This window comes from Bacillus sp. FSL W8-1143, assembly GCF_037965155.1.
GTDB classification, from domain to species: domain Bacteria; phylum Bacillota; class Bacilli; order Bacillales; family Bacillaceae; genus Bacillus; species Bacillus pumilus.
The window spans coordinates 1,555,048-1,581,402 of sequence record NZ_CP150182.1 but is presented as its reverse complement, the minus strand read 5'-3'; the positions used below and the strand labels follow the sequence as shown (position 1 = coordinate 1,581,402).

Sequence of the window (26,355 nt, the reverse complement as noted above, 5' to 3'; positions counted from 1 at the left end):
TTTGTCAATCCTCTCTATTCATCAAACCGAGCAATACATTCACACTGTCTTCAATAGATACAGCCTCTTCTACATCCTGCTTCAAAAATGAAATCAGATGAGGATAAGCCTGCATGGCATCATCAATGTCTTTCGAGGAGCCTTTTTTATATGCTCCAATGTTAATGAGGTCCTCAGCGTTTTGATAAGTGGATAAAAGCTGGCGGAACCGGTTGGCCGCCTCCTTGTGATCATGACTTGCGATATTGCTCATAACACGGCTGATACTTTTCAGAATATTGACAGCAGGAAATTGTCCTTTGTTGGCTAAAGCACGATCAAGTACAATGTGGCCATCTAAGATTCCCCTGACTGTATCAGCGATTGGCTCATTCATATCGTCACCATCAACAAGCACTGTGTAAAACGCTGTGATAGAACCAAGCTGATTCGTTCCAGTTCGTTCAAGTAATTTTGGCAGTATAGCGAACACCGAAGGCGTATATCCTTTTGTCGTTGGCGGTTCACCAGTTGCAAGACCGATTTCCCTTTGTGCCATAGCGACCCGTGTAACAGAGTCCATCATGAACATGACATTTTTGCCTCTGTCTCTAAAATATTCTGCAATAGCTGTTGCTGTATAAGCAGCCTTCATTCTCGTCAGTGCAGGCTGGTCAGAAGTTGCGACGACAACAATCGATCGCTTTAGTCCCTCGGTACCTAAATCCTTTTCAATAAACTCACGAACTTCCCGGCCACGTTCTCCAACAAGGGCAATGACATTGAGGTCTGCTTCTGTCTGCTTAGCAATCATCCCCATTAAGGTACTTTTTCCAACACCACTTCCGGCAAAAATACCGATCCGCTGACCAGTGCCGACTGTAAGCAGACTGTCGATCACTCTGACACCAACGCCCATTTTTTCACGAATAGGTGGCCTGTCCATCGGGTTTGGAGGTGACTGATCTGTCGAAACAGGTGCAAGTCCCTTTGGAAGCATACTGCCGTCCAGCGGTTCACCGAAGGCATCAACAACTTCGCCAATTAACCCAGTCCCAACTTTGACCTTCAGCGACTCACCTGTCGCTTCAACTAGACTTCCTGGTGAAATATTGGATGCTTCTACATAAGGCATGAGCAGAATATTTTCATCTCTAAACCCTACGACCTCTGCTTTTATTGGATCGTGCTTACGCCCCTTTTTATGAATGAGACACACGTCTCCGATAGAACTTTCCGGCCCCTTAGATTCAATCATCAGTCCAACAACTCGATTGACTTTACCAAATCGTTTATAAGGATCTGCGGTTTCAATCGTTTCTTTTAACACATCGATGTTCATTTGTGATCACCTGAATCAATGACTTCTAGTAGCTTTTCTTTCAACTGATTCATTTGTGTATCAACACTCGCTTCCACTTTTCCAAAGCTTGTTTCTACGTAACAAGTCCCTTTTGGCGCTTTTTCATCCGAGTAAATGGCAAGGTGTGTATCCTTTTGAAGGATTCTGATTAATTCGTCTTTATACTCCATCACATGATCGTAATGTTCAGGGTCAACATAGATGGAAATATCGTCATATTCTTTCACTTCAGAAATGACCTGCTTCACGAGAGCCAAAAATTGATCTTTCGTGTCCTCAGCCGAGTACCAAACACGTTTGGCGAGTTCAAAAGCCAGTTCCACAATTTTTTCTGCGGAGCTTTCAATTTTTTCTTCGTAATCCTGCTTGGCAAGACTGACAATGTCATTTGCTTGATCAAGAATTGATCGGTACTGACTCATCGCATCTGCTTCACCCTTTTGGAAGCCCTCTTGGTAACCTGCTTGTTTCGCTTCTTCAATAAGCTGCATTCTTTCTTCTTCAAAATCAGCGCGGCGCTGATTGATTTCAGCCATTGTTTTTTCAAGCTCACTATTTGCTTGTTCTACTATACGGCTTGCTTGATCTTCAGCATCACTTAGTACAAGCTGCGACACTTCTGTTTCATTGACAAGCTCTTCTTCATGATGTTCTTTTTTGAACTCCACTTGCTGCAAAGGAATCGTTTGCCGGCCTTGCTCAGGAATAACAGATGTTTCATGTTTGATAATCCTAGACAATGATATCGTCTCCTCCGCCTCGAGCTATGACGATTTCTCCAGCTTCCTCGAGTCGTCTTACGATGCTGACAATACGGGTTTGTGCTTCCTCGACATCTCTAAGCCGGACAGGTCCCATAAACTCCATTTCTTCTTTGAACGTTTCGACCATTCTCTGTGACATGTTGCGGAAGACAATTTCTTTGACCTCTTCGCTTGCCACTTTGAGTGCAAGCAATAAGTCATCATTTTCAACATCTCTGATCACGCGCTGAATCGCTCTGCTGTCAAGAGTGACAATATCCTCAAAGACAAACATACGTTTCTTAATTTCATCAGCAAGCTCAGGATCTTGAATTTCAAGAGTGTCTAAAATGGTCTTCTCGGTCGCACGGTCTACACCATTTAGTACTTCTACAACCGCTTCGACTCCGCCCGTTTGCGTATAGTCTTGCGTAAAGGTTGAAGAAAGTTTTTGTTCAAGAATGCGTTCCACTTCATTGATGATCTCTGGAGATGTGCGATCCATTAAAGCAATACGTCTCGCAACCTCTGTTTGTACTTCCTCACCTAATTCAGATAAAATCTGCCCTGCTTGAACTGGATCTAAGTAGGAAAGGATGAGCGCAATGGTTTGTGGATGCTCATGCTGGATAAAGTTTAAGATTTGTTCTGGGTCAGCCTTTCGAGCAAAATCAAACGGTTTCACTTGAAGTGAGGATGTTAATCGGTTTAAGATACTATCCGCTTTGTCCTCACCAAGCGCTTTTTCAAGCACTTGTCTTGCGTACATAAGACCGCCTTGTGATATGTAGTCCTGCGCGATGGCGATGCTGTGAAATTCTTCAATGATTTCATCTTTTTTAGCAGTATCTACACTTCGCACATTGGAAATTTCCAATGTTAATTTTTCTATTTCGTCTTCAGACAGATGTTTGTATACAGATGCTGACACCTCTAGCCCTAAGGAAATCATTAGGATTGCTGCTTTTTGTCTGCCTGTTAGTCGATTTGAATCTTTTCTCGACATGTGTATTCCTCCTAATCCTCGGACAGCCAGCTGCGTAGCAATTTAGCAAAGTCTTCTGGTTTATCTTTTGCCATTTTTTCAAGCTGATTTTTCCTCACCATTTCTTCTGTTTCTGGTTCAGTGTCGATATCAGGAACATGAATTGGTGTATGTTCATCAAACTCAAACTCTTCTTCCTCTTCTTTTCTGCGTTTACGCACAAGAAGAATAATGAGAGCGATAATTGCAAGTAGTAGCACACCGCCTACAATATAAACCCAAATTGGAATATTGTTTGATGGGTTTTCTGCTGCAGTTTGCTGTTTACCGTCTAATTTTGATACAGATAAAACAATTTTGTTATCTAAGTCCGCTTGAGTGAGCGCTTGACCATTTGTGTATTCTTTATCAATTGACGTGCTAATGATCGTTGAAAGAATCTTTTTAATATCATCTTGCCTTTCAGCTGTTAAAGAGTTCACATCGTTTGCAGTTGGTGGTTCGACCAATGCTTGAATGCCAACATCTCTAATTTTATAAGGGCTCTCTTTGATATCTTTATGAATGCGGTTGACTTCATAGTTGATACGATCTTCGCTCTTTTCGTAATCTCCGCTACCATTCGCTCCATCGGCGCCTTGATAGTTTGTGACATCATCGTCGCCTGTTCCAGCGGTTCCACCAGCTGCTGCACCATTTCCTGAATAAGTTTCAGCAATCTTTTCAGCACTGACAGCGATGCCTTGCATGTTTTCTTTATCAACTGGTTCTACAAGGTCTTCTTTTCTTTTCTCTTCAGTAAAATCAATGTCTGTTGTGACCGATACAGCGACTTTTTCTTGACCCATCATTGTTCCCAGCAGCTGTTGAATTTTTCTTTGAAGGTTCTTTTCAATTTCTTCTTTTTTCTGCTGCTGTGCATCCATTCCACTTGCATAGGAATCGGAACTGCTGTTTAAATCGTAGTAGTTGGAATCTTGGTCCATAATGACAATGTTTTCTGTCTTTAAATTCGGTACACTTTTTGAAATAAGATGATAAAGGCCTTTTACTTGCTGCGGCGCGAGCGTGTAGCCACGTTCAACTTGCAGCACAATGGATGCTGATGCATTACTTTGCTCTTCTCCAACAAAAACGGAATCTTTTGGCAGGTTAATCATAACTTTTGAATCTTTTATCCCATCAATCGTGTTGATTAGATTGGATAGTTCTGTCTGAGTTGCGTCTACTTTCAGAACATCAAATTCATTATCTGTTAAACCGAAGCCGGAATTATTCGCAAAGAAGGAGTAATCAATATTCCCTGTCTTAGGGAGACCCTCAGATGCGAGTGTTACTTTTAAAGAGTCGGCCTGCTTTTCTGGAACGAGAATCGTTGTTCCATTATTCGCAAGTTCCGATTTAACGTTTTTGCCATCTAGTTCCTGTTTGATTTGCCCAGCTTCTGCCTCAGACAAATCTCTAAACAATGGAACCATTTTTTCAGAAGAAGCAAAGATGCTAACAACCGTAATAATGATTGCTAGGGCAGCAACGCCGCCAATCATAAGTATTTTTTGTAATTTTGATCGATTTCGCCAAAACTCAACTGTTTTTGTTCTTAATTGCATTAAAGTACGATTCATCTTAACCCCCGGTCATTCCATTCAGTCTTTTTTTGTCCGTCAGCACCTCCTACATCTGCATTCTCATAATCTCTTGGTACGCTTCGACCGCTTTATTTCGAAACTCCGTTGCAGCTGTGAGTGTCACACTCGCTTTTTGCGAGGCAATCATGACTTCATCGAGATTGACATCTTTTCCTTGTGCAAGTGCATTTGTATACTGGTCTGATTTAAGCTGTGATTGATTTAATGCCTCAATGGAATTCTTCAGCACATCAGAGAAATTCGTTTGACTTTTAGGTGCAGCCGCATGAACGGACGATGCATTTGTCAATTCACTTGCTTGCTGAGCAGCTTGAAGCTGGAAAGGAGATATTGCGTTAACCAATTCTTTTCACCTTACTTTCCTATTTCTAAAGCTTTCATCAACATGCTTTTATTCGCATTTAGCGCGGTCACGTTTGCTTCATATGACCTTGAGCTGCTGATGAGGTCAACCATTTCCTTTAATGGATCAACATTAGGTGTTTGAACATATCCATTTTCATTGGCATCGGGATTTGTAGGATCATATTGAAGGTTGAATGGAGTTTCGTCTTCTGTAATCTTCGTTGCTTTCACGCCGTTTCCTAATTTACCGCTCGAATTCATGCTTGAGTTTAATATAGATGAAAACGATTCACCTGACGGCTGTAATGTGACGAGCTTACGTCTATAAGGCTCCCAGTTGCCATCAACCTGTTTCGCTCTTGTTGTATCCATATTTGCAAGGTTAGAGGATACAACGTCCATTCTGAGCCTCTGTGCTGTTAATGCAGAGGCCGAAGCGTTAACGCCTGAAAAAATTGACATCACTTACCTCCTGTCAAAACTGTTTTAAGAGAATTGAATTTTCCACTCATTCTTTCAACCAACGCATTATACTGAATTTGGTTTTTAGCGAGTTCACTCATCTCTTGATCAATATCGACATTATTTCCGTTTTCTTGATATGAAGTACGGTTGCTCGAAACAACTGAATAATTAGACCCTGTTTTAGAAAAATCAATGTGACCTTGGTATGTTTTTTTAGCATCTAACTTGATCGACGCATCGTTTAGCATATCATGAAATGCGACGTTTTTCGACTTGTAGTTCGGTGTGTCTATATTCGCGATATTATTGCTTATGACTTTTTGCTTAACATTCGCTCTGCCCAAGGCATTCTCAAGGTTGCTTATCGTTCCAGAAAATATATCCAAAACCATATACCTCCAATCATATGTATTTCATTCCATTTAATCATGTCGAGATTTGTAAAACCATATGTTCATTGTAAGAAATAATAGGATTAAAGTCTATGATGTATATGTAAAAAAAACTCGTAATATATATCTATTTTACGAATAGGTATAAAGACCTAGATTCAAAGAACTAAGAATTGTAAGGGTTTTCTTGGAAAAAAGAGTGTCATTTTTCGGACAAATCCTCTTTTTTTATAAAAAAAAACCCTTTTCAGCTTGTATTTTGGCTGAAAAGGGTTTTTGATTAATGAGATTTTAAATTTTCAAGTTCAATTAAAAATTTGTTGTTTAACACTTTGATATACGTTCCCTTCATTCCAAGAGAACGAGATTCGATGACGCCTGCACTTTCTAACTTACGTAAGGCGTTCACGATCACTGAACGAGTGATTCCTACACGGTCAGCAATTTTACTTGCCACTAGAAGCCCTTCGTTACCATCAAGTTCTTCAAAGATGTGCTCAATGGCTTCAAGCTCACTATATGAAAGAGAACTAATCGCCATTTGGACAACAGCTTTACTTCTTGCTTCTTCTTCGATTTCCTCTGATTTCTCACGAAGGATCTCCATTCCAACAACTGTTGCACCGTATTCAGCAAGAATTAAATCATCATCTTTGAATGTATCTTGCAAACGAGACAGGATTAACGTCCCTAAACGATCTCCTCCTCCGATAATTGGAACAATGGTTGTCAAACCTGATTCAAATAAATCACGGTTCTCAATCGGGAAAGCTGTATACTCACTGTTAATGTCAAGATTTGAAGATGTTTCAGGGATGTTAAATAGACTTTTTGTATATTCTTCAGGGAACTGACGGTCTTCAAGCATTTTCTTCATACGCGGATTTTCAATCTGCTGGTTGATCGAGTAGCCTAGAAGCTTCCCTCTTCTGCTTAATACGAAAATGTTTGAATCAATGACATCTCTCAACGTTTCTGCCATTTCCTTAAAATTAACTGGTTTCCCCGCTGCATCTTGCAGCATTGAGTTAATAATCCTTGTTTTTTGTAGTAACGCCATATTAATGATCCTCCTAGATTACTTTATTCATTTGTTAAAGTATAAATTGACTTAAGTCTTTGTTATTCGCAATCTTTCCTAGCTTCTCTTCTACATACTGAGGGGTAATGGTCACTGTCCCTAGTGTAATATCAGGCGCCTCAAATGAAAGCTCTTCAAGCAGCTTTTCAAGTATGGTATGAAGCCTTCTTGCACCGATGTTATCTGTCTCCTGATTGACATGATAAGCCACTTCGGCAATCTTATGAATAGCATCGTCAGAAAATTCAAGAGATATACCTTCTGTTTCAAGTAAAGCTTTATATTGCTTTAATAATGCATTATCTGGTTCCGTTAAGATTTTCACAAAGTCTTCGATACTTAATTTATCTAATTCTACACGAATTGGGAAGCGCCCTTGAAGCTCTGGAATCAAATCTGATGGTTTTGCCATATGAAATGCACCTGCTGCTACAAAAAGCACATGGTCTGTTTTCACTGCCCCATATTTCGTCATCACAGTTGAACCTTCTACAATCGGTAAAATATCACGTTGAACCCCTTCACGAGAAACATCTGCAGATGATGCACCACCGCTTTTAGCGATTTTATCGATTTCGTCGATAAAAATAATTCCTTGCTGCTCTGCTTTATAGACAGCTTCTTGACTGACTTCATCCATGTCAATCAGTTTTGAAGCTTCCTCAGCTGTTAACGCCTTTCTTGCTTCTCTGACGGTCAGCTTTCTGCGTTTTTTCTTTTTAGGCATGAGATTGCCGAGCGCATCCTGCATGTTCATGCCCATTTGCTCCATACCCGAGCCCTGAAGCATATCAAACATGGATGGCTGCTGCTCTTCGACTTCGATCGTGACGTAATGATCTTCAAGTTCGCCCATAGCCAGTTGATGAGCGATTCGCTTTCTTGTCGATTCAAGTTCAACTTCTTCACTTGATTGATCTCGATCACGGTCATCTTCATCAGAACCACCAAACAGCATCTCAAAAGGATTTTTCACAGACTGGCTTTTTTTCTTGCCAGGAACAAGTAAATGAACAAGACGTTTATTTGCTTGTTTTTCTGCTTCTTCTTGAACGTCTTTCATCTTTTCTTCTTTGACAATTCGGATCGCTGTCTCAACTAGATCTCTGACCATCGATTCTACATCACGGCCGACGTAACCAACTTCAGTAAACTTCGTCGCTTCCACTTTAATAAAAGGCGCACCAGAAATTTTTGCAATTCTGCGGGCAATCTCTGTTTTCCCCACACCTGTTGGGCCGATCATTAAAATGTTTTTCGGAACGACTTCATCCTTTAGCTTATCATGTAAAAGGCTTCTTCTGTAACGGTTTCTTAAAGCCACCGCCACTGCTTTTTTCGCATCAAGCTGACCAATAATGTATTGATCAAGCTTTTCAACTATCTCTCTTGGGGTGAACGGCTTTTTCTCCATACGTCTCATGTCCTTTCTATTCAAGCTCTTCTAAAGTGATTTGATCGTTCGTGTAGACACAGATTTCTCCAGCGGTTTCAAGAGCTGCCTTTGCAATATCTCTTGCTGTGAGATGATCACCTGCATGTGTTTTGAGTGCTCTCCCGGCGCTAAGCGCATAATTGCCGCCTGAGCCGATGGCCAAAATACCGTCATCTGGTTCGATGACCTCTCCTGTCCCAGAGACAAGCAGGATGCTGTCTTTGTTCATAACGATCAGCATGGCCTCAAGCTGTCTAAGCATCTTGTCACTACGCCATTCTTTTGCTAGTTCTACGGCTGCCCGCTTTAAGTTACCACCATATTCTTCAAGCTTCGTTTCAAACTTTTCAAAGAGTGTAAATGCATCTGCTACTGAACCTGCAAAACCTGCAAGCACCTTGCCTCCGAAAAGACGGCGCACTTTTTTTGCTGTGTGTTTCATCACGACAGCCTGCCCGAAAGTGACTTGACCGTCTCCAGCCATCGCACTTTTTCCTTTGTGTTGAACGGCAAAGATGGTTGTTGCATGAAATGATGACATGAAAAAACCTCCTTTTAGGATCGTTTAAAAGCCCTTGGGTGATGAGACATGTACGTTTTCCTTAAAGAATCTTTTGATACATGCGTGTACACCTGAGTTGATGATAAATTCGAATGACCAAGAAGTTCTTGAACACTTCTCAAATCTGCCCCCTCATTTAAGAGGTGTGTGGCAAAGGTGTGCCTTAACATGTGAGGATGGATATGTAATGTGCCTGACGCCTTTTTCATTAGTTCAGTGAGAATGAATCGAACGCCTCTGTCTGTAAGAGGCGCCCCGCGCTGATTCAAAAACACATATGCATCAGCACGATCATTCCCCTTCGCTTTCAGCTTTAGCCTTCCATCCTCTAAATAAGTGATGAGCGCTTCATGAGCATATGAACCAAAAGGAACATACCGCTGCTTGCTGCCTTTTCCATGAACAAGCACTGTATCCATCGATAAATCAAGATCAGATTCTTTTAATGAACATAACTCACTGACCCTCATACCTGTTGCATAAAGAAGTTCTAAAATCGCTTGGTTTCTTTGCCCAAGCGGTGTGCTGACATCAGAAACTGTAAAAAGCTCTTTCAGTTCCTCTTCATACAAAAATGAAGGAATTCGCTTATCCTGCTTTGGTAAGCTAACGAGTAAAAAAGGATTTTCTTTCACAAGCTGTTCTCTTAATAGAAATTTATAAAAGCTGCGAAGCGCAGAGACTTTCTTACTAATCGTTCTTCTTGTCAGGCCTTTTTCATAAGCTTCTGTTAAATAAATTCTCGTATCTTGATAGGATACCTCTTCAAAACCGTCTATTCCTTGAACGTTCATAAATCTGACAAATTCTTCAATCGCTTCTGTATATCCTGAGATGGTTAAAGCAGAATAGTTTTTTTCAATTTGCAGATATTCAATGAATAAGTGGACAAGACGCTGTTTATTCGTCATTTTTACACCTCTTTAAGGCTTTTAAATGGTATCACATATCTTGCTTTCCGTGCAATGATTTACTACAGAGATTTCGAAATAGTTTGAATAGTTTCGATTGCGCGCTTAGCGTACTCCGCATAACGCTCTTGTTTGTTTTTAATGCGAACACCAAGATCTTTCAACAAACCAAAATTCGCATTCATTGGCTGGAAGCTTTTCTTGTTTGTCGATGTGATGTAATAAGCCATGCTGCCGATCGCTGTTTCCTCCGGAAGTGTCACAAGCTCTTCTCCTTTGACAAAACGAGCGGCGTTAATTCCAGCCACTAGTCCGGAAGCTGCGGACTCGACATAGCCTTCAACGCCTGTCATTTGTCCGGCAAAGAATAGATCTTCTCTATTTTTAAACTGATACGTTGGTTTTAAAAGACTTGGTGAGTTAATGAATGTATTGCGGTGCATCACGCCATAACGAACAATCTCTGCTTCTTCAAGACCTGGAATCAAGCGGAATACTTCCTTTTGGTCGCCCCACTTCAGGTGTGTCTGGAAGCCGACGATGTTATATAAAGTGCCTGCTGCATCATCTTGTCTTAATTGAACAACAGCATAAGGTCTTTTTCCTGTTTTCGGATCTTCAAGTCCTACTGGCTTCATCGGACCAAACAACATCGTTTTCTTTCCTCTTTTCGCCATGACTTCAATTGGCATACAGCCTTCAAAGAAGATTTCTTTTTCGAACTCTTTTAATGGCACAGTTTCAGCAGAAATAAGCGCGTCGTAAAAACGATCGAATTCTTCTTCTGTCATTGGACAGTTTAAATAAGCAGCTTCTCCTTTGTCATAACGTGATTTCAAGTACACCTTATCCATATCAATGCTATCTTTCTCTAGGATAGGAGCCGCTGCATCGTAGAAGTACAGATATTCTTCACCAGTTAACGATTTTAATTCTTTTGAAAGTGCTTCAGATGTAAGTGGGCCTGTCGCAATAATTGTTGGACCTTCTGGAATGCTTTGCACTTCTTCTTGAAAAACTGTCACATTCGGGTGATTTTTTACGCGATCAGTAACGTTTGCTGCAAATTCATGACGATCTACTGCAAGCGCTCCGCCAGCAGGAACTGAGCTTTCATCTGCAGCTGCGATAATCGCTGAATCTAAATGACGCATTTCTTCCTTTAATACACCGACCGCATTTGTCAAAGCGTTGGCACGCAGTGAATTGCTGCATACAAGCTCTGCAAATTTATCTGTGTGGTGAGCTGGCGTTTGTTTGACAGGTCTCATTTCATACAAGTTGACTTTAATTCCGCGTTTAGCAATTTGCCATGCCGCTTCACTTCCAGCTAAACCTGCTCCGATCACATTTACAAATTGACTCATTGTACAACTCTCCTATTTCGTAAGTTCTGTTTGATGACATAAAAAAGCAGGTGAACAAGGCTGCTCACCGCTATTTTTGTTGTTCCTCTTTATAATCACAATTCACACATTGAACTTGCATGCCTTTTTTCAGCTTTTTCTCTACAAGCATATTTTCGCATTTTGGACACTTTCTTTCAATCGGTTTGTCCCAAGAGACGAATTCACACTCTGGAAAACGATCACAGCCATAAAAAATGCGGCGCTTCTTAGATTTTCGTTCAACAATGTTTCCTTCATGACATGTCGGGCATTTCACACCAATATCTTTCACAATTGGTTTTGTGTTACGGCAGTCAGGAAAGTTAGAGCAAGCCATGAACTTACCGTATCGACCCATTTTGTACACCATCGGATGTCCACACTCTTCACAGTCAACTCCGGCGTATTCAGGCTCAATCTCAACTTCTTGCATTTCTGCTTCCGCTTTTTCGACCCGTTTTGCAAAGTCTTGATAGAAGCTGTCGATAATACGAACCCATTCGATCGTACCTTCTTCAACGCTATCAAGTTCTTTTTCCATTTTCGCTGTGAATTCCACGTTAATGATTTCAGGGAAGAATTCAATGATTAAGTTGAGAACAATTTCCCCAAGCTCTGTTGGGATAAACCGTTTATTATCAAGTGCGACATAGCCGCGCTTTTGAATCGTATCTAATGTTGGTGCATACGTAGACGGACGGCCTATACCTAGCTCTTCAAGCGTTTTGACAAGTCTTGCCTCCGTGTAGCGCGGAGGCGGCTGCGTGAAGTGCTGTTCAGGTTCGATATCTTTTGAAAGAACCGTATCACCTTCTTTAAGATCAGGCAGCATTTTGTCCTTTTCTTCTAGCTGGTCGTCTTTCCCTTCTACATATACCTTCATGAATCCAGGGAATTTCACTTTGCTTCCGTTAGCACGGAATGTAAGCCCGTTATTATCAAGGTCCACACTCATTGTATCAAGAACAGCCGGCGCCATTTGGCTTGCGACGAATCGTTCCCAAATCAATTTATACAGACGAAGCTGATCTCGGCTTAAAACATGTTTGACATCTGCTGGTTTTCTTAGCGTAGATGTCGGTCTAATGGCTTCGTGAGCATCTTGTGCATTTTCATTCTTTTTAGCGGTTCGTTTTGTTGTATTTAAGAAATTCTTACCGTACGTCTGATCAATGAAAGCAGATACTTCTTCAATCGCCGTATTGGAAATACGTGTTGAGTCCGTTCTCATGTATGTAATGAGTCCGACTGTACCTTCTTTACCAAGATCAATTCCTTCATATAATTGCTGTGCAATCATCATCGTCTTTTTCGCACGGAAGTTTAATTTTCTCGCAGCTTCCTGCTGTAAAGTAGATGTTGTAAACGGAACAGCTGGGTTGCGTTTACGCTCTTTTTTCGTCACTTTCTCTACAGAGAATTTGCTCCCTTTTAGTTTCGAAAGGATTTCTTTTACATCTTCTTTTGTTTTCAGTGGATGCTTTTTGCCATTGACGCCAAAGAAGCTCGCTTCGAAGCTTTCTTTTCCTTTTAGGAATGTACCGTCAATTGTCCAGTATTCTTCTGGTTTAAATTCATTAATTTCATTCTCGCGATCAATAATCAGGCGGAGTGCAACTGATTGAACACGACCAGCACTTAAGCCCTTTTTCACTTTCTTCCATAAAATCGGACTAATTTTATACCCAACGAGACGATCTAAGATCCGTCTTGCCTGCTGTGCATCAACTAAATCCATATTGATCATACGTGGATGCTTAAAGGAATCTTTAATAGCATCTTTTGTAATCTCGTTAAAGACAACGCGGCAGTCAGAAGAGAGGTCAAGGTCAAGGCTATGCGCTAAATGCCAAGCAATCGCTTCTCCCTCTCTATCGGGGTCAGCTGCGAGATAGACTTTCTTTACTTTTTTCGCAGCTGTTTTTAATTCTTTTAATACGGGGCCTTTCCCGCGAATTGTAATATACCTCGGTTCGAAGTCATGCTCAGTGTCAACACCAAGCTGACTTTTCGGTAAATCTCTTATGTGCCCCATTGAAGCCTTTACTTTATACTTTTTACCTAAATAACGCTCAATCGTTTTCGCCTTGGCTGGCGACTCAACGATGACTAAATAATCAGCCATACTCAAAATCCCCCTTAAGAGGTGTTCTCTCTTTATACATTTCACAATTCATATTTATGTTAATTGCACCTATCTAACAGGCAATCATGAAAAATTCTTTATGATGAACATCATTATAAACACGAAAAACAAAGTGTAAACTTAAATCCTCACTATTATTAAATATTCCTATGTCTTTTGTCAAACGATATTTTTATGAGAGTTCAGTATATTGAACGCTGCGGAAGGAGAATTCCTCTAAAATATCCTTCGTTGAATGAACAAGCTTTGCCCCCTGCTGTATAAGTCTGGCTGGACCTGTGGAATTAGGATCAAAGATTGATCCTGCAACCGCAAATACCTCTTTGCCTTGCTCAAGTGCTTGATAGGCGGTAATGAGTGAACCGCTCTTTTCTTTGCACTGAATCACGATGGTTCCACTTGTGAGCGCACTAATTAAACGATTCCTCAAAGGGAAATGCCACTTTTCTGGTTTGACGTAAGGCGGATGCTCAGATAAAAGCAAATGATGCTCGCCCATGTATTCAGCCATTTGCACATGTTCCTTTGGGTATAAGTGCTGAAATCCGCCTGCTATAATACCGATCGTTTTCCCTTTATTCCTAATGCACTCTTTATGTGCAAGTCCATCAATGCCTTTTGCTAAGCCACTGACAATCGTCCACTCTTCCTTTACAAGCTCACCAACAATTTTCTTCACACATGCTTCTCCATAAGACGATGGAACTCGTGTGCCTACTACACCTAAACTTTTTTCTTCATTTAAATACGATATGTTTCCTTTTAGAAATAACACAGGGGGAGGATCATAAATATGTTTTAGTGTGCTGGGATATAAGGGTGATGTGATGGGAATCATGTGAATGTTTTGCTTTAAATAGGCTTGAACGATGTGTTGAAAAATGGGGAATTCTTTTTCTTCGGCTTGTTTTAAGCGGGTAAAGTCGATTGTTTGTAATGATCGATCCTGTTTGAAATGATGTGTTTCTTCATTTATATATAGCTCAGGATCGACTTTCCACCATTTTGTTAACAAAGAGGGTGAGATGAGGCCTTTTAAGCGGTGAAAAATCATTCTTTCGGACACGTTGTACATACCATTCCTCCTGTTTAAGATAGAAAGAAGAAGACTTGTCAAAGAACAAGTCTTCTTGTGTCATTAATGCGTTTTACAAGCTTCAAAGAGATTCTTCTCTTTTAGTACTTTAATCAAAGTTTCTCCCATGACAGATGGTGTCTCTGCCACTTCAATTCCACATTCACGCATTGTTTTTACTTTTTCATCAGCTGTTCCTTTACCACCAGAAATAATGGCACCAGCATGTCCCATGCGTTTTCCTGGAGGCGCCGTTTTACCGCCAATAAAGCCAACAACTGGCTTTGTCATATTTGCTTTTACCCATTCAGCTGCTTCTTCTTCAGCCGTACCGCCAATTTCACCGATCATAATGACAGCATGTGTATCAGGGTCTTCATTGAATGCTTTTAATACATCAATAAAGTTTGTCCCATTGACAGGGTCTCCGCCGATTCCTACAGCTGTCGATTGACCAACGCCAGCTTCTGAAAGCTGATGTACCGCTTCATATGTAAGCGTTCCAGAACGAGAAACAACCCCCACATGACCTTTTTTATGAATGTAGCCTGGCATGATCCCAATCTTACATTCTTCAGGTGTAATGACACCTGGGCAGTTAGGGCCAACAAGTCTTGTCTTTTTCCCTTCCATATACCGTTTTACTTTGACCATGTCAAGTACTGGAATATGTTCTGTAATACAAATGACTAGATCGACTTCTGCATCAACAGCCTCTAAAATGGCATCTGCTGCAAATGGTGCTGGTACATAGATAACAGAAGCATTTGCTCCAGTTGTTTGAACAGCTTCAGATACTGTATTAAATACAGGAACTCCTTCTACTTCAGTTCCACCTTTTCCAGGTGTGACACCGCCAACAATATTTGTTCCGTACTCAATCATTTGTTTTGTATGGAACAATGCGGTTGAACCGGTAATCCCCTGAACAATTACTCTCGTATTTTTATTAATAAATACACTCATTTAGGTTCCCTGCCTTTCTGCTCTACTTGACTAAAGATACAATCTTTTCTGCCCCGTCAGCCATAGACTCAGCAGAAGTGATATTTAAGCCTGAATCGCTCAGGATTTTCTTCCCTAATTCAACGTTTGTTCCTTCAAGACGTACAACGAGTGGTAATGTTAAGCCGACTTGTTTCGTCGCTTCAACGACACCTTCTGCAATGACATCACATTTCATGATGCCGCCAAAAATGTTCACGAAAATCCCTTTTACATTTTGATCAGATAAGATGATTTTAAATGCTTCCGTTACTTTTTCAGCTGTTGCACCGCCGCCAACATCCAGGAAGTTTGCAGGGTCCCCGCCGTAATGCTTGATGATATCCATTGTAGACATCGCAAGACCTGCACCATTGACCATACAACCAATATTTCCATCTAGAGAAATGTAGCTTAGATCATATTTAGATGCTTCAATTTCTTTTGGATCCTCTTCATCAAGGTCACGGTATTCTAATATATCTTTTTGTCTATATAAGGCATTGCTATCAAAGTTTAATTTCGCATCAAGTGCCATGACTTTTCCATCGCCTGTTACAACAAGTGGATTAATCTCAGCAATTGAACAATCTTTTTCAACGAACGCATTGTAAAGACTTGTCATAAACTTAACAGCTTGGCCAACTAATTTTGTTGGAATATTAATTTTAAACGCTACTTCTCTCGCCTGATAGCCTTGCAATCCAATCGCTGGGTCGATGACCACTTTGACGATTTTTTCTGGCGTTTTTTCTGCTACTTCTTCAATTTCAGTACCGCCTTCTTCAGAAGCCATCAATACAATTCTTGATGTCGCTCTGTCCAAAACAAGTCCAACGTAGTACTCCTTTTGAATATCGCAGCCTTCTTCAATAAGTAAGCGTTTTATTTCGCGCCCCTCAGGCCCAGTTTGATGTGTGACAAGTGTTTTGCCGAGCAATTCCTCTGCAAACCCTTTCACTTCATCTTTTGTTTTTGCAATTTTTACCCCGCCTGCTTTACCACGGCCGCCTGCATGAATCTGTGCTTTTACGACATATACAGAGCTTTCTAGCTCTTCTGATGCTTTCACTGCTTCATCAGGTGTAAATGCTACTTTACCATTTGGAACTGAAACCCCATATTTTCTTAGGATTTCTTTTCCTTGGTACTCATGGATATTCATTTCCCATCCTCCCAACATATGTAGAAACAAAAATTATAAAATAGACTGCGCTTTCATTTTAAAGAATAAAAAAGAGAATGTCTAGGGTTCTATGTAAAATCGTAAAATCCTTCTAAACATTCAAACTTTTATTTTATTAAAAATATAAATTTTTCATTCAAAACACTTATTTTACCTTATTTTTTCATTTTTTGATCTAACCTATAGATAAACGAAAATATTTCTGCTACAGTATCGTATAACGCTTCAGGGATCTCCTCATCCAGCGTTAAGTGGCGCATGAGTTCAACTAAATTACGGTCTTCTTGGATAGGAACTCCCGACTTTTTTGCTTCTTCAATAATATGGTCTGCTACATAGCCGCTCCCTGTTGCAACGACTTTTGGCGCCTTTTGTTTTTCTTCATCATAATGTAGAGCGACCGCCCTTCTAAGCGGTTTTGAATCCTTCATACTCGTAAGTCCAGCCCTTTCTCGCTGATTTTATGAAAGTGTTCATCTAGAAAGTGAGACGGATCTACTGGCTCTTGTCTCTTCTTTGCTGTAATTCCCGTAAGGCTGTATCCTAAGGCATTTAAATTCTCCCGAACTGCTGGAATCATTGGATTAATGGTTCCTTGAAGTTCATGACCGGTTTCAACTGTAATTGACATGACCTTTTGCTGAATCGTACAGTCGATTAATGTTTCTTCGAGGTTTTCCATGTTTAAGTAAAACATAAGGCGACACTGAGAAATATCAATAGAGCCATCTTTTTTCTTATGTCCTTTTAGAATAAAGGTTAAATCTTGAACACTATGTTTTGAAAAGAGCGGATAAGAGACCATCATTTGGCTGATGGTTTGGTTCTCCTGCTGCACAAATAACTGCCCGTTCAATCTATGAAACAATTGATCGACTTCTTTTTTTACGGGCTCTGGTAAATCGGACTGTCTCACATCATTTAAGACGAGCTTTAATTGGTGAAGCTCCTGATTTTTTACATCCTGGTTGCCTTTTTCGAGTAGTTTCAGCATACCGATTTCGTCACGTACACCTATTGCCTTTTTCATCGTCATGAGTAAATCGAGCACATCGGTTTTATTGCTTAATGCGGGTTCCGTCTGCTGCACCACCTGAGCCAATGCTTTTGCCTCTGTTTTTGACAGGAACGGAAATTCTTTTTGAAGCACAGATGCTTTTGCGTCAGGCTGAGATCCAGCCTGCTGAAGCCCTTGCAGCAATGATGTGAGCTGTTTTAAGCTAGGCTCTTGCTGCCCATCTGCGCCTTGTTTTATTAAACTTGTAAGTATCCGCTCAATTTGCTGAGGCGGGATGTGCAGCTCTTTTGGACTTGTTGACTGCTGCACGTTAGATTGAAGAACTTGGGTCGTCTGACGCTCTTGAGCGATTGGAGTTTGGCTATTTTCTTTTGGTTGAGTCAGATTGGGCTGAGGCGTTACAGGTAGACTTCCTCCTTGCTTCGTCGCCCCTTCTCTCGCTGCTAGAAGGACCGATAAGAGCTTTTCTGCATGGACAGACGTCTCAGCATCTATGACTGATCGAACGGCTTGTGTAAGCGCCTGTGTGGCGTCTGAGTGCTTCGGGAGCTGTGTTAAGCGTTCTAGCAGCGCTGTCATATCCTGATGAAGAGCAGAGGATGATTTCACAGCTAAAATGGATTGAAGCACTCCTTCCTGAATCGGCAAGTCTTTCTTTAAAGCAAATAGAAGTGCCTGGAGACCTTTTTTCACATCAGCTCCTTGAAGCTGTTCGATCCACTTCACTGCCGTTTTTAACTCTGTTTCGTTGATAACCGATTTTTCTTTTAAAAAAGCTGTGGCTGTTAGAATGTTTTCAAGTCCGCTTTTCAGGGAGAGACCTTCTAATAGTTTGGCAGCGGCATCCTTTAATGTCTTAGGATCTTGATCAAATTGCTGGACTGGCCTTAGTTTATTGAGGCTGTCTCCACCCTCTTGTTCAAATTGGAACCAATAAAATGCGTCTGCTTTAAGCTGAGCCGCTAGCTGTGCTTTTATTTTTGTTGAGCCTATTTGAACAAGGGCTGTATCATCTCCAAGCATTTTCAGTACTTTACCGAGAATCAGCCGATGCACATTTTCCTTTCCTTCGGTGTTTAATGGCACAGATTCTGCCGCACTTAACCGGCTATTCAGTGCTGTATGTATGTCCTCAACTCTTGTCATCACAGGCAGCCTCCTTAGGTCAAAAATTTATGAGATAACGGATTTCACTGGTGCAAACGATAATCGATGGATTGGGGCAGCTCCATGTGTTTGAATGGCAGCCAAATGCTCTTTTGTTCCGTACCCTTTATGTTTTTCAAATTGATACTCAGGGTACTTACGCCCGTATTCTTCCATCATCTGATCTCTTGTCACCTTTGCAATACATGCACCTGCTGCGATGGATGCACTTTTTGCATCTCCTTTGATGATATTCTCCTGGTGAATAGGAAGTGGGAGCGTCATGGCATCTATGAGTAGATAATCAGGTGTATGAGTTAACTGCTCCACCGCTCTCACCATCGCCAGTCTTGATGCCTCGTAAATATTGATTTCATCAATCGTAGCCGCATCAACAATGCCGATACCGATATCAAGTGCTTCTTTTTGGATCAGGTCATAATATGCCAATCTTTTTTTCTCAGATAATTGCTTTGAGTCGTTTAAACCGAGCAGGACTGTATCTTCCTTTAATATGACAGCTGCTGCTACAACGGGGCCTGCCAGCGGTCCTCTTCCTGCTTCATCTATTCCAGCAATACATGTGTATCCCTGCGCCTTAGCATTGTTTTCAAATTGCAGCATCTCATTCCATGCTACATGAAGTTGCTGCTGCTTTTCTCTCTCTTTGTGCCACTTCTCTATCAGTTTTTGGACACTTTTTCTCTTATCATCTTTTACAAGCTCATGAATGTATGACTCGTCTTGCGAATGCTTTTCTATCAGTTCTTTTATTTGTTTCACTGTGTACATAGGCTTTTCGTCAGCCTCCTTCTTTATATCGGCAGTTTTCCGCAAAAAATAAAGACCCGCATGAGCTGCGTGTCTTTTAGCTTTCAGGCTTCTCAAAAGTGAGGGGACCAAATTTTTCTGTTCGAATATCCCGAATAATGATTTCGGTGGTTTTGTCGTAATTAATCAATCCACCGCTCATGAGACAGCCGCGCTTTGTACCTATTGCATCAAACAGCTCAGCCGTATCTTCAGGGATCTCCGTTAGGTCATAGCGTTTTTTTAATCTCTCTGGATAGTTTTCTTCTAGAAAGCGAAGTCCATATACAGCGACATCCTGTAAGTTGATGATAGAATCTTTGATCGCTCCAGTTACCGCTAGCCTAAGTCCTACTTTCTCATCTTCAAACTTCGGCCAGAGGATTCCAGGTGTATCGAGCAGTTCCAATTCTTTCCCTACCTTCACCCATTGCTGTGAGGTGGTAATACCAGGACGGTCTCCTGTTTTGGCAATGTTCTTTTTCGCTAAACGATTGATTAAGGTCGATTTCCCGACGTTGGGAATCCCGATAATCAGCGCCCGGATTGCACGTGGTTTAACACCTTTTGCTTTCATGCGGTCGAATTTTTCTTTTAAGATTTCTTTTGAAGTTGTGATGATCTGATTTAACCCTTGTCCATCGACAGAGTTAATAGCAAGTGACCGAACGCCTTGCTGCTCAAAGTGCGCCTGCCACTCCTTTGTCACACGAGGATCCGCTTTATCTGCTTTGTTTAATAGCATGATTTTGGGTTTATTCTGAAGGATTTCTTCGATCATTGGGTTTCTAGAGGACATCGGAATTCTAGCATCAGTTAATTCAAATACGATGTCGATGAGCTTTAATTTTTCTGTGACTTCACGTCTTGCTTTTGCCATATGGCCTGGAAACCATTGAATCGTCATATGTGCACCTTCTCTTCTATCGATTATCTCTATACATCGTACAAAAAAAGAGCCTGTTACAGGTAACAAGCTCTTTCCTTTGATATCATTATCGTCTGATTTCTTTGATACGAGCCGCTTTACCGCGAAGTTCACGTAGGTAGTAAAGTTTCGCACGACGTACCTTACCGTGACGTACAACTTCGATGTTAGCGATTTTTGGTGTGTGTACAGGGAATGTACGCTCAACGCCTACACCGTAAGAAATCTTACGAACTGTGAAAGTTTCGCTGATTCCACCACCACGACGCTTAATTACAACACCTTCAAAGATCTGGATACGCTCACGAGTACCCTCGACAACTTTAACGTGTACACGTAAAGTGTCACCAGGACGGAACGCAGGAAGATCAGTGCGTAATTGTTCTTTTGTGATTTCTTCAATCAAATGTTGCATCGTTTTCAACTCCTTCCAACAGATGCTCATGTCCTCTTTCTTCATTGCAGCGGAACATCGTTTTCAAACTTGAATCGGCAAGCCGTCCAAGTCACAAGTAGTATCATACCATACCTCTATGCAGTGTGCAATACAATCTAGTCATTATGAAGCTGCCAAAGCCATCTTTTTTCTTCATCTGTTAACGTTTTGCATGAATCGATCAAATCTGGCCTTCTTGTATAGGTTCGCTTCAAGGATTCTTTGCGCCGCCACTCTTCAATTTTGGCATGATTTCCAGAGAGGAGCACTTCCGGCACTTTTAGTCCTTTATAATCGGCTGGCCTTGTATAGTGAGGATGCTCTAGCAAACCTGTACTAAATGAATCTTCAATGTGAGACGCTTCTTTTCCAAGCACATGAGGCAAAAGCCTGACCACACTGTCTGCAATCATCATCGCTGGCAGCTCTCCGCCTGTGAGAACGAAATCTCCGATTGAGATTTCATCTGTGACAAGATGCTCCCTGATGCGCTCATCGTAGCCTTCATAATGGCCGCAAATGAACATAAGGTGTTCTTCTTTTGCAAGTTCCTCTGCCTTCTTTTGTGTATATCTTTCTCCTTGAGGACAGACAAGAATAATTCGGGGCTTCTTGCTTGCTTTCTTCGTTAAATCTTCTACCGCATCGAATACGGGCTGTGCTTTCAGTACCATACCAGCACCGCCGCCATATGGGTAATCATCTACTGTTTTGTGCTTATGATCTGAATACTCTCTAAAATTGACAACATTGAATGAGACAGCTTCTTTCTCCTGTGCCTTTTTTAAGATCGATGAGTGGAGCACACCTTCGAACATTTCAGGAAAAAGCGTTAAGAAGTCGATTTTCATTCGTCAATGAGTCCTTCCATCACTTCAATGTGTATGGTTTTGGATGAGATATCGATCTTTTTGACGACAGATGGGATATAAGGAATCAAGGCATCTTTTTTGCCTTTTCTTCCGACCACCCAGACATCATTTGCCCCTGGTGTTAAAATCTCCTTGATTTGGCCGACAAGCTGATCCTCTTCATCGTATACTTCACAGCCAATGATTTGGTGGAAATAAAATTCTCCTTCATCTAAAGAGCCGAGATGTTCTTTTTCTACTTTTAAGATTGATTCTTTCAATAGCTCTGCTTCATTTAATGAGCTAATTTCTTCAAATGTAAGCAAATCAAACTGTTTATGCTGCCTATGTGATGCGACAGTGACTTTCAGCGGCTCCCCTTGACCTTGCTTAAAAATATAGAGGACGCTTCCTTTTTTGTAACGCTCTTCTGGGAAATCTGTCTTTGATACGACGCGTACTTCTCCGCGCACTCCGTGTGTATTGACAATCTTTCCAACATTCAACCATTCTTGTTCCATGTTCTCAATCACCCCTGACGTATTTCCACAATGGTGCCGTCTTTCACGACGATGACATTGTCTTGCATCTTGTCATCCCATTTATCACCTATTTTCACTTCAACCAGCGCATCCACTTCTGTCTCTTTCATTTCACTTCCAAGCGGCAAAATATGCAGCTGCTCTACTTGAAAGTCAATTTGCTGGATCTTTTCCTGCCGTTTATCGATGGCTTTTTGAAATTGAGGGATGGCTTCTTGCTGATGTGGTTCTTTTTCATGTTTTTTCAGTTGAAAATATAGTTGGTTGCATTCACGTTCTAGTCTTTCTTTTTTCTCCAAAAAAGTCGTTAACAGTTTGTCCTTACTGCTTTCAGTTAATACTTGCATGACGGTGACATGTTGAATGATCTGCATCTTCCTTTTTGTCCCCCTATCCGAAGGCATTTGTCCTCTACAGTATAACGAAAAATAGATTTAAACGTGTAAAAAAAGGGGAGGTCCTAAGCCCTCTCCCTTTTTAGTCAGCAATCTCAAGTTGAACTTTCTTAGAAGACTCTGCACTTGCTGCAAACATGACTGTTCGTATCGCTTTCGCTGTACGTCCCTGCTTTCCGATCACCTTTCCGGTATCTTCAGCATTGACAGACAGTGTGTAAATCACTTGCTCATCTTTTTCTAATGAAGATACGTGAATATCTTCAGGGAAATCAACAAGTGGCTCGACGATGGACACAATCAATTCTTCCAAGGACAGCTCATTCATTATTTGCTGTTTTTCGCATTATGAAATTTTTCAAGAATTCCTTGGCTTGAGAAAAGGTTGCGAACTGTATCAGATGGTTTCGCACCATTTTGAAGCCATTTAAGAGCTAATTCTTCGTTGATTTTCACCTCAGCTGGTGATAACACTGGATTGTATGTTCCAACTGTTTCGATGAAACGACCATCACGTGGTGAACGAGAATCTGCTACTACAATACGATAGAAAGGAGATCTTTTTGATCCCATACGTTTTAAACGAATTTTTACTGCCATTTTACTAGCACCTCCGAAAATATTTCAACAAGATAGTATATTAACAATGATAAAAGGGTTTGTAAAGTGTTTTTTCTTAACAACGGTTTTATCATGTATAACCAATTACATAAATGGTAATTTAAAGCCTTTTTTCTTTCCTTTGGACATGTTGGTCATTTGCTTCATCATCTTTTTCATTTCGTCAAATTGCTTTAAAAGGCGATTGACTTCCTGTACAGATGTTCCGCTCCCTTTTGCAATCCGTTTTCTTCGGCTTGCATTGATGACCTCTGGCTGTTCTTTTTCCTCGGTCGTCATTGATTTAATGATCGCTTCGATGTGATTGAGCTGCTTTTCGTCTACTTGGACGTTTTTGAGCCCTTTCATTTTACCGGCTCCCGGCATCATTTGGATCAATTCATCAAGTGGACCCATGTTACGAACTTGGCCAAGCTGCTCGAGGAAATCATCGAGTGTAAAGCTCATGGTCCGCATTTTTTGTTCAAGCTCTTTCGCTTTATCTTGGTCCACGTTTGCCTGTGCTTTTTCAATCAGTGTAAGCACATCTCCCATGCCAAGAATTCTTGATGCCATCCGTTCTGGGTGGAATGGTTCAATCGCGTCAAGCTTTTCACCTAGCGCGGCGAATTTAATCGGCGTATTAGTGACAGCTCGAATGGAAAGTGCTGCACCGCCTCGTGTATCCCCGTCTAGTTTCGTTAAAACGACACCTGTTAAACCTAGCTGTTCATTAAAGCTTTTCGCTACATTGACAGCATCTTGACCTGTCATAGAGTCAACAACAAGGAAAATTTCTTCTGGACTCGCTACTTCTTTTACTTTCTGAAGTTCATCCATCAATTCTTCATCAATATGAAGGCGTCCTGCTGTATCTAAAATGACATAATCATGGTGTTCTTCTTTCGCTTTTTCGATTGCCTGTTTGGCAATCTCGACAGGACTTACTTGATCACCTAATGAAAACACAGGCATATCAAGCTGTTTCCCTAGCGTTTCAAGCTGCTGGATCGCTGCTGGTCTGTAAATATCTGCAGCCACCATCATCGGCTTGCGATTATGTTTTTTGCGAAGTAAATTGGCAAGCTTCCCAGTTGTGGTGGTTTTACCTGCCCCTTGAAGACCAACCATCATAATGACCGTCGGAGATTTTTTCGCTACAGCGATTTTACTCTCTTCTCCGCCCATTAATTCAGTGAGTTCTTCTTTTACAACTTTAATGACCTGTTGCCCAGGGGTAAGGCTTTTCATGACCTCTTGTCCAACTGCCCGCTCACTTACTTTTTTCACAAAGTCTTTGACTACTTTAAAATTGACGTCAGCTTCAAGAAGGGCAAGGCGTACCTCGCGCATCATTTCTTTTACATCTTGTTCTGACACTTTTCCTTTGCCGCGGATTTTTGAAATCGTCTGCTGCAGTCGGTCGGCTAATCCTTCAAATGCCATACTGTGCCGCCTCCTAATCTAATTTCTCAAGCGATTCAATTAAAGCTTCTGCTTCTTCCATCTGAGCGGAATCTGCTACGAGCTCACTCATTTTTTTGAGAAGTTCTTTACGCTCTTTAAATTTCTTAAACAAGAGCAGCTTTTCTTCATATTGTTCAAGCATCGCTTCAGTCCGTTTAATATTATCATAAACAGCCTGTCTTGATACTTCATATTCATCCGCAATTTCACCGAGGGAAAAATCGTCTAGGTAGTAAAGCGACATGTAGCTCTTTTGCTTTGCGGTTAACAACGATTGATAGAAGTCAAACAAGTAGTTCATTCTCGTTGTTTTTTCAAGCGTCATGGGCTCTCTCCCCTTTGTTAAGTTCATTCCCTTTACATCAACTAAGTTTACACGGTTCTCTACTGTGTGTCAAGTTTTTATCTTGTCACTGCATGAAGCGGCGTATAAATAAAAATGCCAGCAATTTTTGCCGGCATTTTTGTTAGTCCTCTTGATCAATCACGTCTGAGAATAATCCATACACATACGATTCTGCATCGAATTCTTGCAGATCGTCTACCTTTTCACCTAAACCGACGAGCTTCACGGGGATGTTTAACTCATTTCGAATTGCAAGGACAATCCCGCCTTTTGCAGTGCCGTCAAGCTTTGTTAAAGCAATTCCTGTCACATTCGTCGCTTTAGAAAATTCCTTCGCTTGTGCCATCGCATTTTGACCCGTTGTTGCATCAAGAGCGAGCAGCACTTCATGCGGTGCATCTGGAACCTCGCGTTCAATGACTCTCTTGACCTTCTCTAGTTCTTTCATCAAGTTGACTTTGTTTTGTAGTCTTCCTGCTGTATCACAGATAAGGACATCCGCATTTTTCGCTTTTGCTGATTGAACGGCATCATAGATCACCGCTGCTGGGTCAGAGCCAGCCGTCTGTTTGACAACAGGGACACCTGAACGCTCTCCCCATACTTCAAGCTGCTCTATCGCACCGGCACGGAATGTATCACCTGCTGCCAAAATGACGGATTTCCCATCATTTTTCAGCTTATTTGCAAGTTTGCCGATCGTCGTTGTTTTCCCAACGCCATTGACACCAACAAATAAAATGATATTTAATCGCCCGTCTTCAATATTCAGCGCAGAGATTTGTTCCTCTCCGCTATTGTAGATTTCAACCAGTTTTTCAGAGATGACCGATTGTACTTCACTTGGGTCTTGAATGTTTCTTAGTTTCACTTCTTTTTTCAGCTCATCAATCAGTTCCATCACCGTTGTGAAACCGACATCCGCGCCGATCAGAACTTCTTCTAATTCTTCAAAAAAGTCTTCATCAACTTTACGGTAGCGTGAAATGAGTTCATTTACTCTTCCTTGAAAGGAGTTTCTCGTTTTTTCAAGTCCATCCTTAAACTTTTCTGATACTGAATCGGTTTGCTGCGTAAATTTTTCTTTTAATTTCTTAAAAAAGCTCATTTGGTTCAAAAACCTCCTT

29 protein-coding genes are annotated in these 26,355 nt (G+C 41.1%); all 29 read right to left on the bottom strand.

From position 1 onward, the window contains the following. Positions 1-4: 4 nt before the first annotated feature. The 29 genes from fliI to ftsY all read right to left on the bottom strand — a co-directional run bounded on the left by fliI (position 5) and on the right by ftsY (position 26,336). Positions 5-1,321 (bottom strand): flagellar protein export ATPase FliI, encoded by a 1,317-nt coding sequence (gene fliI, locus NSQ36_RS07850; RefSeq protein WP_106065280.1) that lies wholly within the window; start codon positions 1,319-1,321, stop codon positions 5-7. Continuing rightward, positions 1,318-2,082 (bottom strand): flagellar assembly protein FliH, encoded by a 765-nt coding sequence (gene fliH, locus NSQ36_RS07845; RefSeq protein WP_251191272.1) that lies wholly within the window; start codon positions 2,080-2,082, stop codon positions 1,318-1,320. Before fliH ends, fliI begins: the two co-directional genes overlap by 4 nt. Continuing rightward, complete coding sequence (fliG, locus tag NSQ36_RS07840) at positions 2,075-3,091, bottom strand: flagellar motor switch protein FliG (protein WP_003210883.1); 1,017 nt, start codon at positions 3,089-3,091, stop codon at positions 2,075-2,077. The genes fliH and fliG overlap by 8 nt, the downstream gene beginning before the upstream one ends. Before the next feature lie 11 nt (positions 3,092-3,102). Beyond that, on the bottom strand, positions 3,103-4,695 hold the full coding sequence (gene fliF, locus NSQ36_RS07835; protein ID WP_034619909.1) for a flagellar basal-body MS-ring/collar protein FliF: 1,593 nt from the start codon (positions 4,693-4,695) through the stop codon (positions 3,103-3,105). Between the two features lie 49 nt (positions 4,696-4,744). Then, positions 4,745-5,062, bottom strand: coding sequence for a flagellar hook-basal body complex protein FliE (gene fliE / locus NSQ36_RS07830; protein ID WP_003212183.1), 318 nt, complete (start codon positions 5,060-5,062; stop codon positions 4,745-4,747). A gap of 11 nt (positions 5,063-5,073) precedes the next feature. Beyond that, complete coding sequence (gene flgC, locus NSQ36_RS07825; protein WP_012009953.1) at positions 5,074-5,526, bottom strand: flagellar basal body rod protein FlgC; 453 nt, start codon at positions 5,524-5,526, stop codon at positions 5,074-5,076. Next, a complete protein-coding gene (gene flgB / locus NSQ36_RS07820; RefSeq protein ID WP_012009952.1) occupies positions 5,526-5,915 on the bottom strand; it encodes a flagellar basal body rod protein FlgB in 390 nt (129 codons plus the stop codon). Before flgB ends, flgC begins: the two co-directional genes overlap by 1 nt. A gap of 286 nt (positions 5,916-6,201) precedes the next feature. Beyond that, complete coding sequence (gene codY / locus NSQ36_RS07815) at positions 6,202-6,981, bottom strand: GTP-sensing pleiotropic transcriptional regulator CodY (RefSeq protein ID WP_003210838.1); 780 nt, start codon at positions 6,979-6,981, stop codon at positions 6,202-6,204. Positions 6,982-7,015: 34 nt separating this feature from the next. Then, on the bottom strand, positions 7,016-8,416 hold the full coding sequence (gene hslU, locus NSQ36_RS07810) for an HslU--HslV peptidase ATPase subunit (protein ID WP_003211907.1): 1,401 nt from the start codon (positions 8,414-8,416) through the stop codon (positions 7,016-7,018). Between the two features lie 16 nt (positions 8,417-8,432). Beyond that, positions 8,433-8,978 carry an ATP-dependent protease subunit HslV gene (gene hslV / locus NSQ36_RS07805; protein WP_003211247.1) on the bottom strand — a complete coding sequence of 182 codons (546 nt, stop codon included), beginning with the start codon at positions 8,976-8,978 and terminating at the stop codon, positions 8,433-8,435. 14 nt (positions 8,979-8,992) lie between these two features. Further along, entirely contained in the window at positions 8,993-9,910 is a 918-nt protein-coding gene (gene xerC / locus NSQ36_RS07800; protein ID WP_003211704.1) for a tyrosine recombinase XerC, read from the bottom strand. A 62-nt stretch (positions 9,911-9,972) separates the two neighbouring features. Further along, a complete protein-coding gene (gene trmFO / locus NSQ36_RS07795) occupies positions 9,973-11,277 on the bottom strand; it encodes an FADH(2)-oxidizing methylenetetrahydrofolate--tRNA-(uracil(54)-C(5))-methyltransferase TrmFO (protein ID WP_003212444.1) in 1,305 nt (434 codons plus the stop codon). Positions 11,278-11,347: 70 nt separating this feature from the next. Next, a complete protein-coding gene (gene topA, locus NSQ36_RS07790; RefSeq protein ID WP_003212237.1) occupies positions 11,348-13,423 on the bottom strand; it encodes a type I DNA topoisomerase in 2,076 nt (691 codons plus the stop codon). Positions 13,424-13,616: 193 nt separating this feature from the next. Then, positions 13,617-14,519 carry a DNA-processing protein DprA gene (dprA, locus tag NSQ36_RS07785; RefSeq protein ID WP_050945050.1) on the bottom strand — a complete coding sequence of 301 codons (903 nt, stop codon included), beginning with the start codon at positions 14,517-14,519 and terminating at the stop codon, positions 13,617-13,619. A 63-nt stretch (positions 14,520-14,582) separates the two neighbouring features. After that, on the bottom strand, positions 14,583-15,485 hold the full coding sequence (gene sucD, locus NSQ36_RS07780) for a succinate--CoA ligase subunit alpha (RefSeq protein ID WP_003212080.1): 903 nt from the start codon (positions 15,483-15,485) through the stop codon (positions 14,583-14,585). Positions 15,486-15,507: 22 nt separating this feature from the next. Further along, on the bottom strand, positions 15,508-16,668 hold the full coding sequence (gene sucC / locus NSQ36_RS07775; protein WP_003211841.1) for an ADP-forming succinate--CoA ligase subunit beta: 1,161 nt from the start codon (positions 16,666-16,668) through the stop codon (positions 15,508-15,510). A gap of 176 nt (positions 16,669-16,844) precedes the next feature. Continuing rightward, positions 16,845-17,120, bottom strand: a complete 276-nt coding sequence (locus tag NSQ36_RS07770) for a FlhB-like flagellar biosynthesis protein (RefSeq protein WP_003211418.1) — start codon at positions 17,118-17,120, stop codon at positions 16,845-16,847. Next, a complete protein-coding gene (locus NSQ36_RS07765) occupies positions 17,117-18,853 on the bottom strand; it encodes a glycosyltransferase (RefSeq protein WP_251191273.1) in 1,737 nt (578 codons plus the stop codon). The genes NSQ36_RS07770 and NSQ36_RS07765 overlap by 4 nt, the downstream gene beginning before the upstream one ends. A gap of 27 nt (positions 18,854-18,880) precedes the next feature. Then, positions 18,881-19,645, bottom strand: a complete 765-nt coding sequence (locus tag NSQ36_RS07760; RefSeq protein ID WP_003210902.1) for a ribonuclease HII — start codon at positions 19,643-19,645, stop codon at positions 18,881-18,883. A 76-nt stretch (positions 19,646-19,721) separates the two neighbouring features. Then, on the bottom strand, positions 19,722-20,570 hold the full coding sequence (gene ylqF, locus NSQ36_RS07755; RefSeq protein WP_050945052.1) for a ribosome biogenesis GTPase YlqF: 849 nt from the start codon (positions 20,568-20,570) through the stop codon (positions 19,722-19,724). Between the two features lie 88 nt (positions 20,571-20,658). Further along, positions 20,659-21,006, bottom strand: a complete 348-nt coding sequence (rplS, locus tag NSQ36_RS07750; RefSeq protein ID WP_003212364.1) for a 50S ribosomal protein L19 — start codon at positions 21,004-21,006, stop codon at positions 20,659-20,661. A 137-nt stretch (positions 21,007-21,143) separates the two neighbouring features. Then, positions 21,144-21,878 carry a tRNA (guanosine(37)-N1)-methyltransferase TrmD gene (gene trmD, locus NSQ36_RS07745; RefSeq protein ID WP_003211682.1) on the bottom strand — a complete coding sequence of 245 codons (735 nt, stop codon included), beginning with the start codon at positions 21,876-21,878 and terminating at the stop codon, positions 21,144-21,146. Next, the gene (gene rimM, locus NSQ36_RS07740; RefSeq protein ID WP_050945053.1) at positions 21,875-22,399 is read right to left on the bottom strand and encodes a ribosome maturation factor RimM; all 525 of its coding nucleotides are present in this window, start codon (positions 22,397-22,399) and stop codon (positions 21,875-21,877) included. Before rimM ends, trmD begins: the two co-directional genes overlap by 4 nt. An 8-nt stretch (positions 22,400-22,407) precedes the next feature. Further along, a complete protein-coding gene (locus NSQ36_RS07735) occupies positions 22,408-22,794 on the bottom strand; it encodes a YlqD family protein (protein WP_050945054.1) in 387 nt (128 codons plus the stop codon). A 103-nt stretch (positions 22,795-22,897) separates the two neighbouring features. Continuing rightward, positions 22,898-23,143 (bottom strand): KH domain-containing protein, encoded by a 246-nt coding sequence (locus NSQ36_RS07730; protein ID WP_012009937.1) that lies wholly within the window; start codon positions 23,141-23,143, stop codon positions 22,898-22,900. Next, positions 23,143-23,415: a 30S ribosomal protein S16 gene (gene rpsP / locus NSQ36_RS07725; RefSeq protein WP_003212139.1), complete on the bottom strand. Its 273-nt coding sequence runs from the start codon at positions 23,413-23,415 to the stop codon at positions 23,143-23,145. The genes NSQ36_RS07730 and rpsP overlap by 1 nt, the downstream gene beginning before the upstream one ends. Positions 23,416-23,520: 105 nt before the next feature. Beyond that, a complete protein-coding gene (gene ffh, locus NSQ36_RS07720) occupies positions 23,521-24,861 on the bottom strand; it encodes a signal recognition particle protein (RefSeq protein ID WP_050945055.1) in 1,341 nt (446 codons plus the stop codon). Between the two features lie 13 nt (positions 24,862-24,874). After that, positions 24,875-25,207 carry a putative DNA-binding protein gene (locus NSQ36_RS07715; protein ID WP_003210763.1) on the bottom strand — a complete coding sequence of 111 codons (333 nt, stop codon included), beginning with the start codon at positions 25,205-25,207 and terminating at the stop codon, positions 24,875-24,877. A gap of 142 nt (positions 25,208-25,349) precedes the next feature. Then, entirely contained in the window at positions 25,350-26,336 is a 987-nt protein-coding gene (gene ftsY / locus NSQ36_RS07710) for a signal recognition particle-docking protein FtsY (RefSeq protein WP_003211188.1), read from the bottom strand. Positions 26,337-26,355: the final 19 nt, after the last annotated feature.

Coding starts and splice junctions, on each gene's coding strand:
- fliI (WP_106065280.1), bottom strand. CDS start 1,321: ATGAACATCGATGTGTTAAAAGAAACGATTGAAACCGCAGATCCTTAT.
- fliG (WP_003210883.1), bottom strand. CDS start 3,091: ATGTCGAGAAAAGATTCAAATCGACTAACAGGCAGACAAAAAGCAGCA.
- fliF (WP_034619909.1), bottom strand. CDS start 4,695: ATGAATCGTACTTTAATGCAATTAAGAACAAAAACAGTTGAGTTTTGG.
- flgC (WP_012009953.1), bottom strand. CDS start 5,526: ATGTCAATTTTTTCAGGCGTTAACGCTTCGGCCTCTGCATTAACAGCA.
- codY (WP_003210838.1), bottom strand. CDS start 6,981: ATGGCGTTACTACAAAAAACAAGGATTATTAACTCAATGCTGCAAGAT.
- hslU (WP_003211907.1), bottom strand. CDS start 8,416: ATGGAGAAAAAGCCGTTCACCCCAAGAGAGATAGTTGAAAAGCTTGAT.
- hslV (WP_003211247.1), bottom strand. CDS start 8,978: ATGTCATCATTTCATGCAACAACCATCTTTGCCGTTCAACACAAAGGA.
- xerC (WP_003211704.1), bottom strand. CDS start 9,910: ATGACGAATAAACAGCGTCTTGTCCACTTATTCATTGAATATCTGCAA.
- trmFO (WP_003212444.1), bottom strand. CDS start 11,277: ATGAGTCAATTTGTAAATGTGATCGGAGCAGGTTTAGCTGGAAGTGAA.
- topA (WP_003212237.1), bottom strand. CDS start 13,423: ATGGCTGATTATTTAGTCATCGTTGAGTCGCCAGCCAAGGCGAAAACG.
- dprA (WP_050945050.1), bottom strand. CDS start 14,519: ATGTACAACGTGTCCGAAAGAATGATTTTTCACCGCTTAAAAGGCCTC.
- sucD (WP_003212080.1), bottom strand. CDS start 15,485: ATGAGTGTATTTATTAATAAAAATACGAGAGTAATTGTTCAGGGGATT.
- sucC (WP_003211841.1), bottom strand. CDS start 16,668: ATGAATATCCATGAGTACCAAGGAAAAGAAATCCTAAGAAAATATGGG.
- NSQ36_RS07770 (WP_003211418.1), bottom strand. CDS start 17,120: ATGAAGGATTCAAAACCGCTTAGAAGGGCGGTCGCTCTACATTATGAT.
- NSQ36_RS07765 (WP_251191273.1), bottom strand. CDS start 18,853: ATGACAAGAGTTGAGGACATACATACAGCACTGAATAGCCGGTTAAGT.
- NSQ36_RS07760 (WP_003210902.1), bottom strand. CDS start 19,645: ATGTACACAGTGAAACAAATAAAAGAACTGATAGAAAAGCATTCGCAA.
- ylqF (WP_050945052.1), bottom strand. CDS start 20,570: ATGACGATTCAATGGTTTCCAGGCCATATGGCAAAAGCAAGACGTGAA.
- rplS (WP_003212364.1), bottom strand. CDS start 21,006: ATGCAACATTTGATTGAAGAAATCACAAAAGAACAATTACGCACTGAT.
- trmD (WP_003211682.1), bottom strand. CDS start 21,878: ATGAAAATCGACTTCTTAACGCTTTTTCCTGAAATGTTCGAAGGTGTG.
- rimM (WP_050945053.1), bottom strand. CDS start 22,399: ATGGAACAAGAATGGTTGAATGTTGGAAAGATTGTCAATACACACGGA.
- NSQ36_RS07735 (WP_050945054.1), bottom strand. CDS start 22,794: ATGCAGATCATTCAACATGTCACCGTCATGCAAGTATTAACTGAAAGC.
- NSQ36_RS07730 (WP_012009937.1), bottom strand. CDS start 23,143: ATGAATGAGCTGTCCTTGGAAGAATTGATTGTGTCCATCGTCGAGCCA.
- rpsP (WP_003212139.1), bottom strand. CDS start 23,415: ATGGCAGTAAAAATTCGTTTAAAACGTATGGGATCAAAAAGATCTCCT.
- ffh (WP_050945055.1), bottom strand. CDS start 24,861: ATGGCATTTGAAGGATTAGCCGACCGACTGCAGCAGACGATTTCAAAA.
- NSQ36_RS07715 (WP_003210763.1), bottom strand. CDS start 25,207: ATGACGCTTGAAAAAACAACGAGAATGAACTACTTGTTTGACTTCTAT.
- ftsY (WP_003211188.1), bottom strand. CDS start 26,336: ATGAGCTTTTTTAAGAAATTAAAAGAAAAATTTACGCAGCAAACCGAT.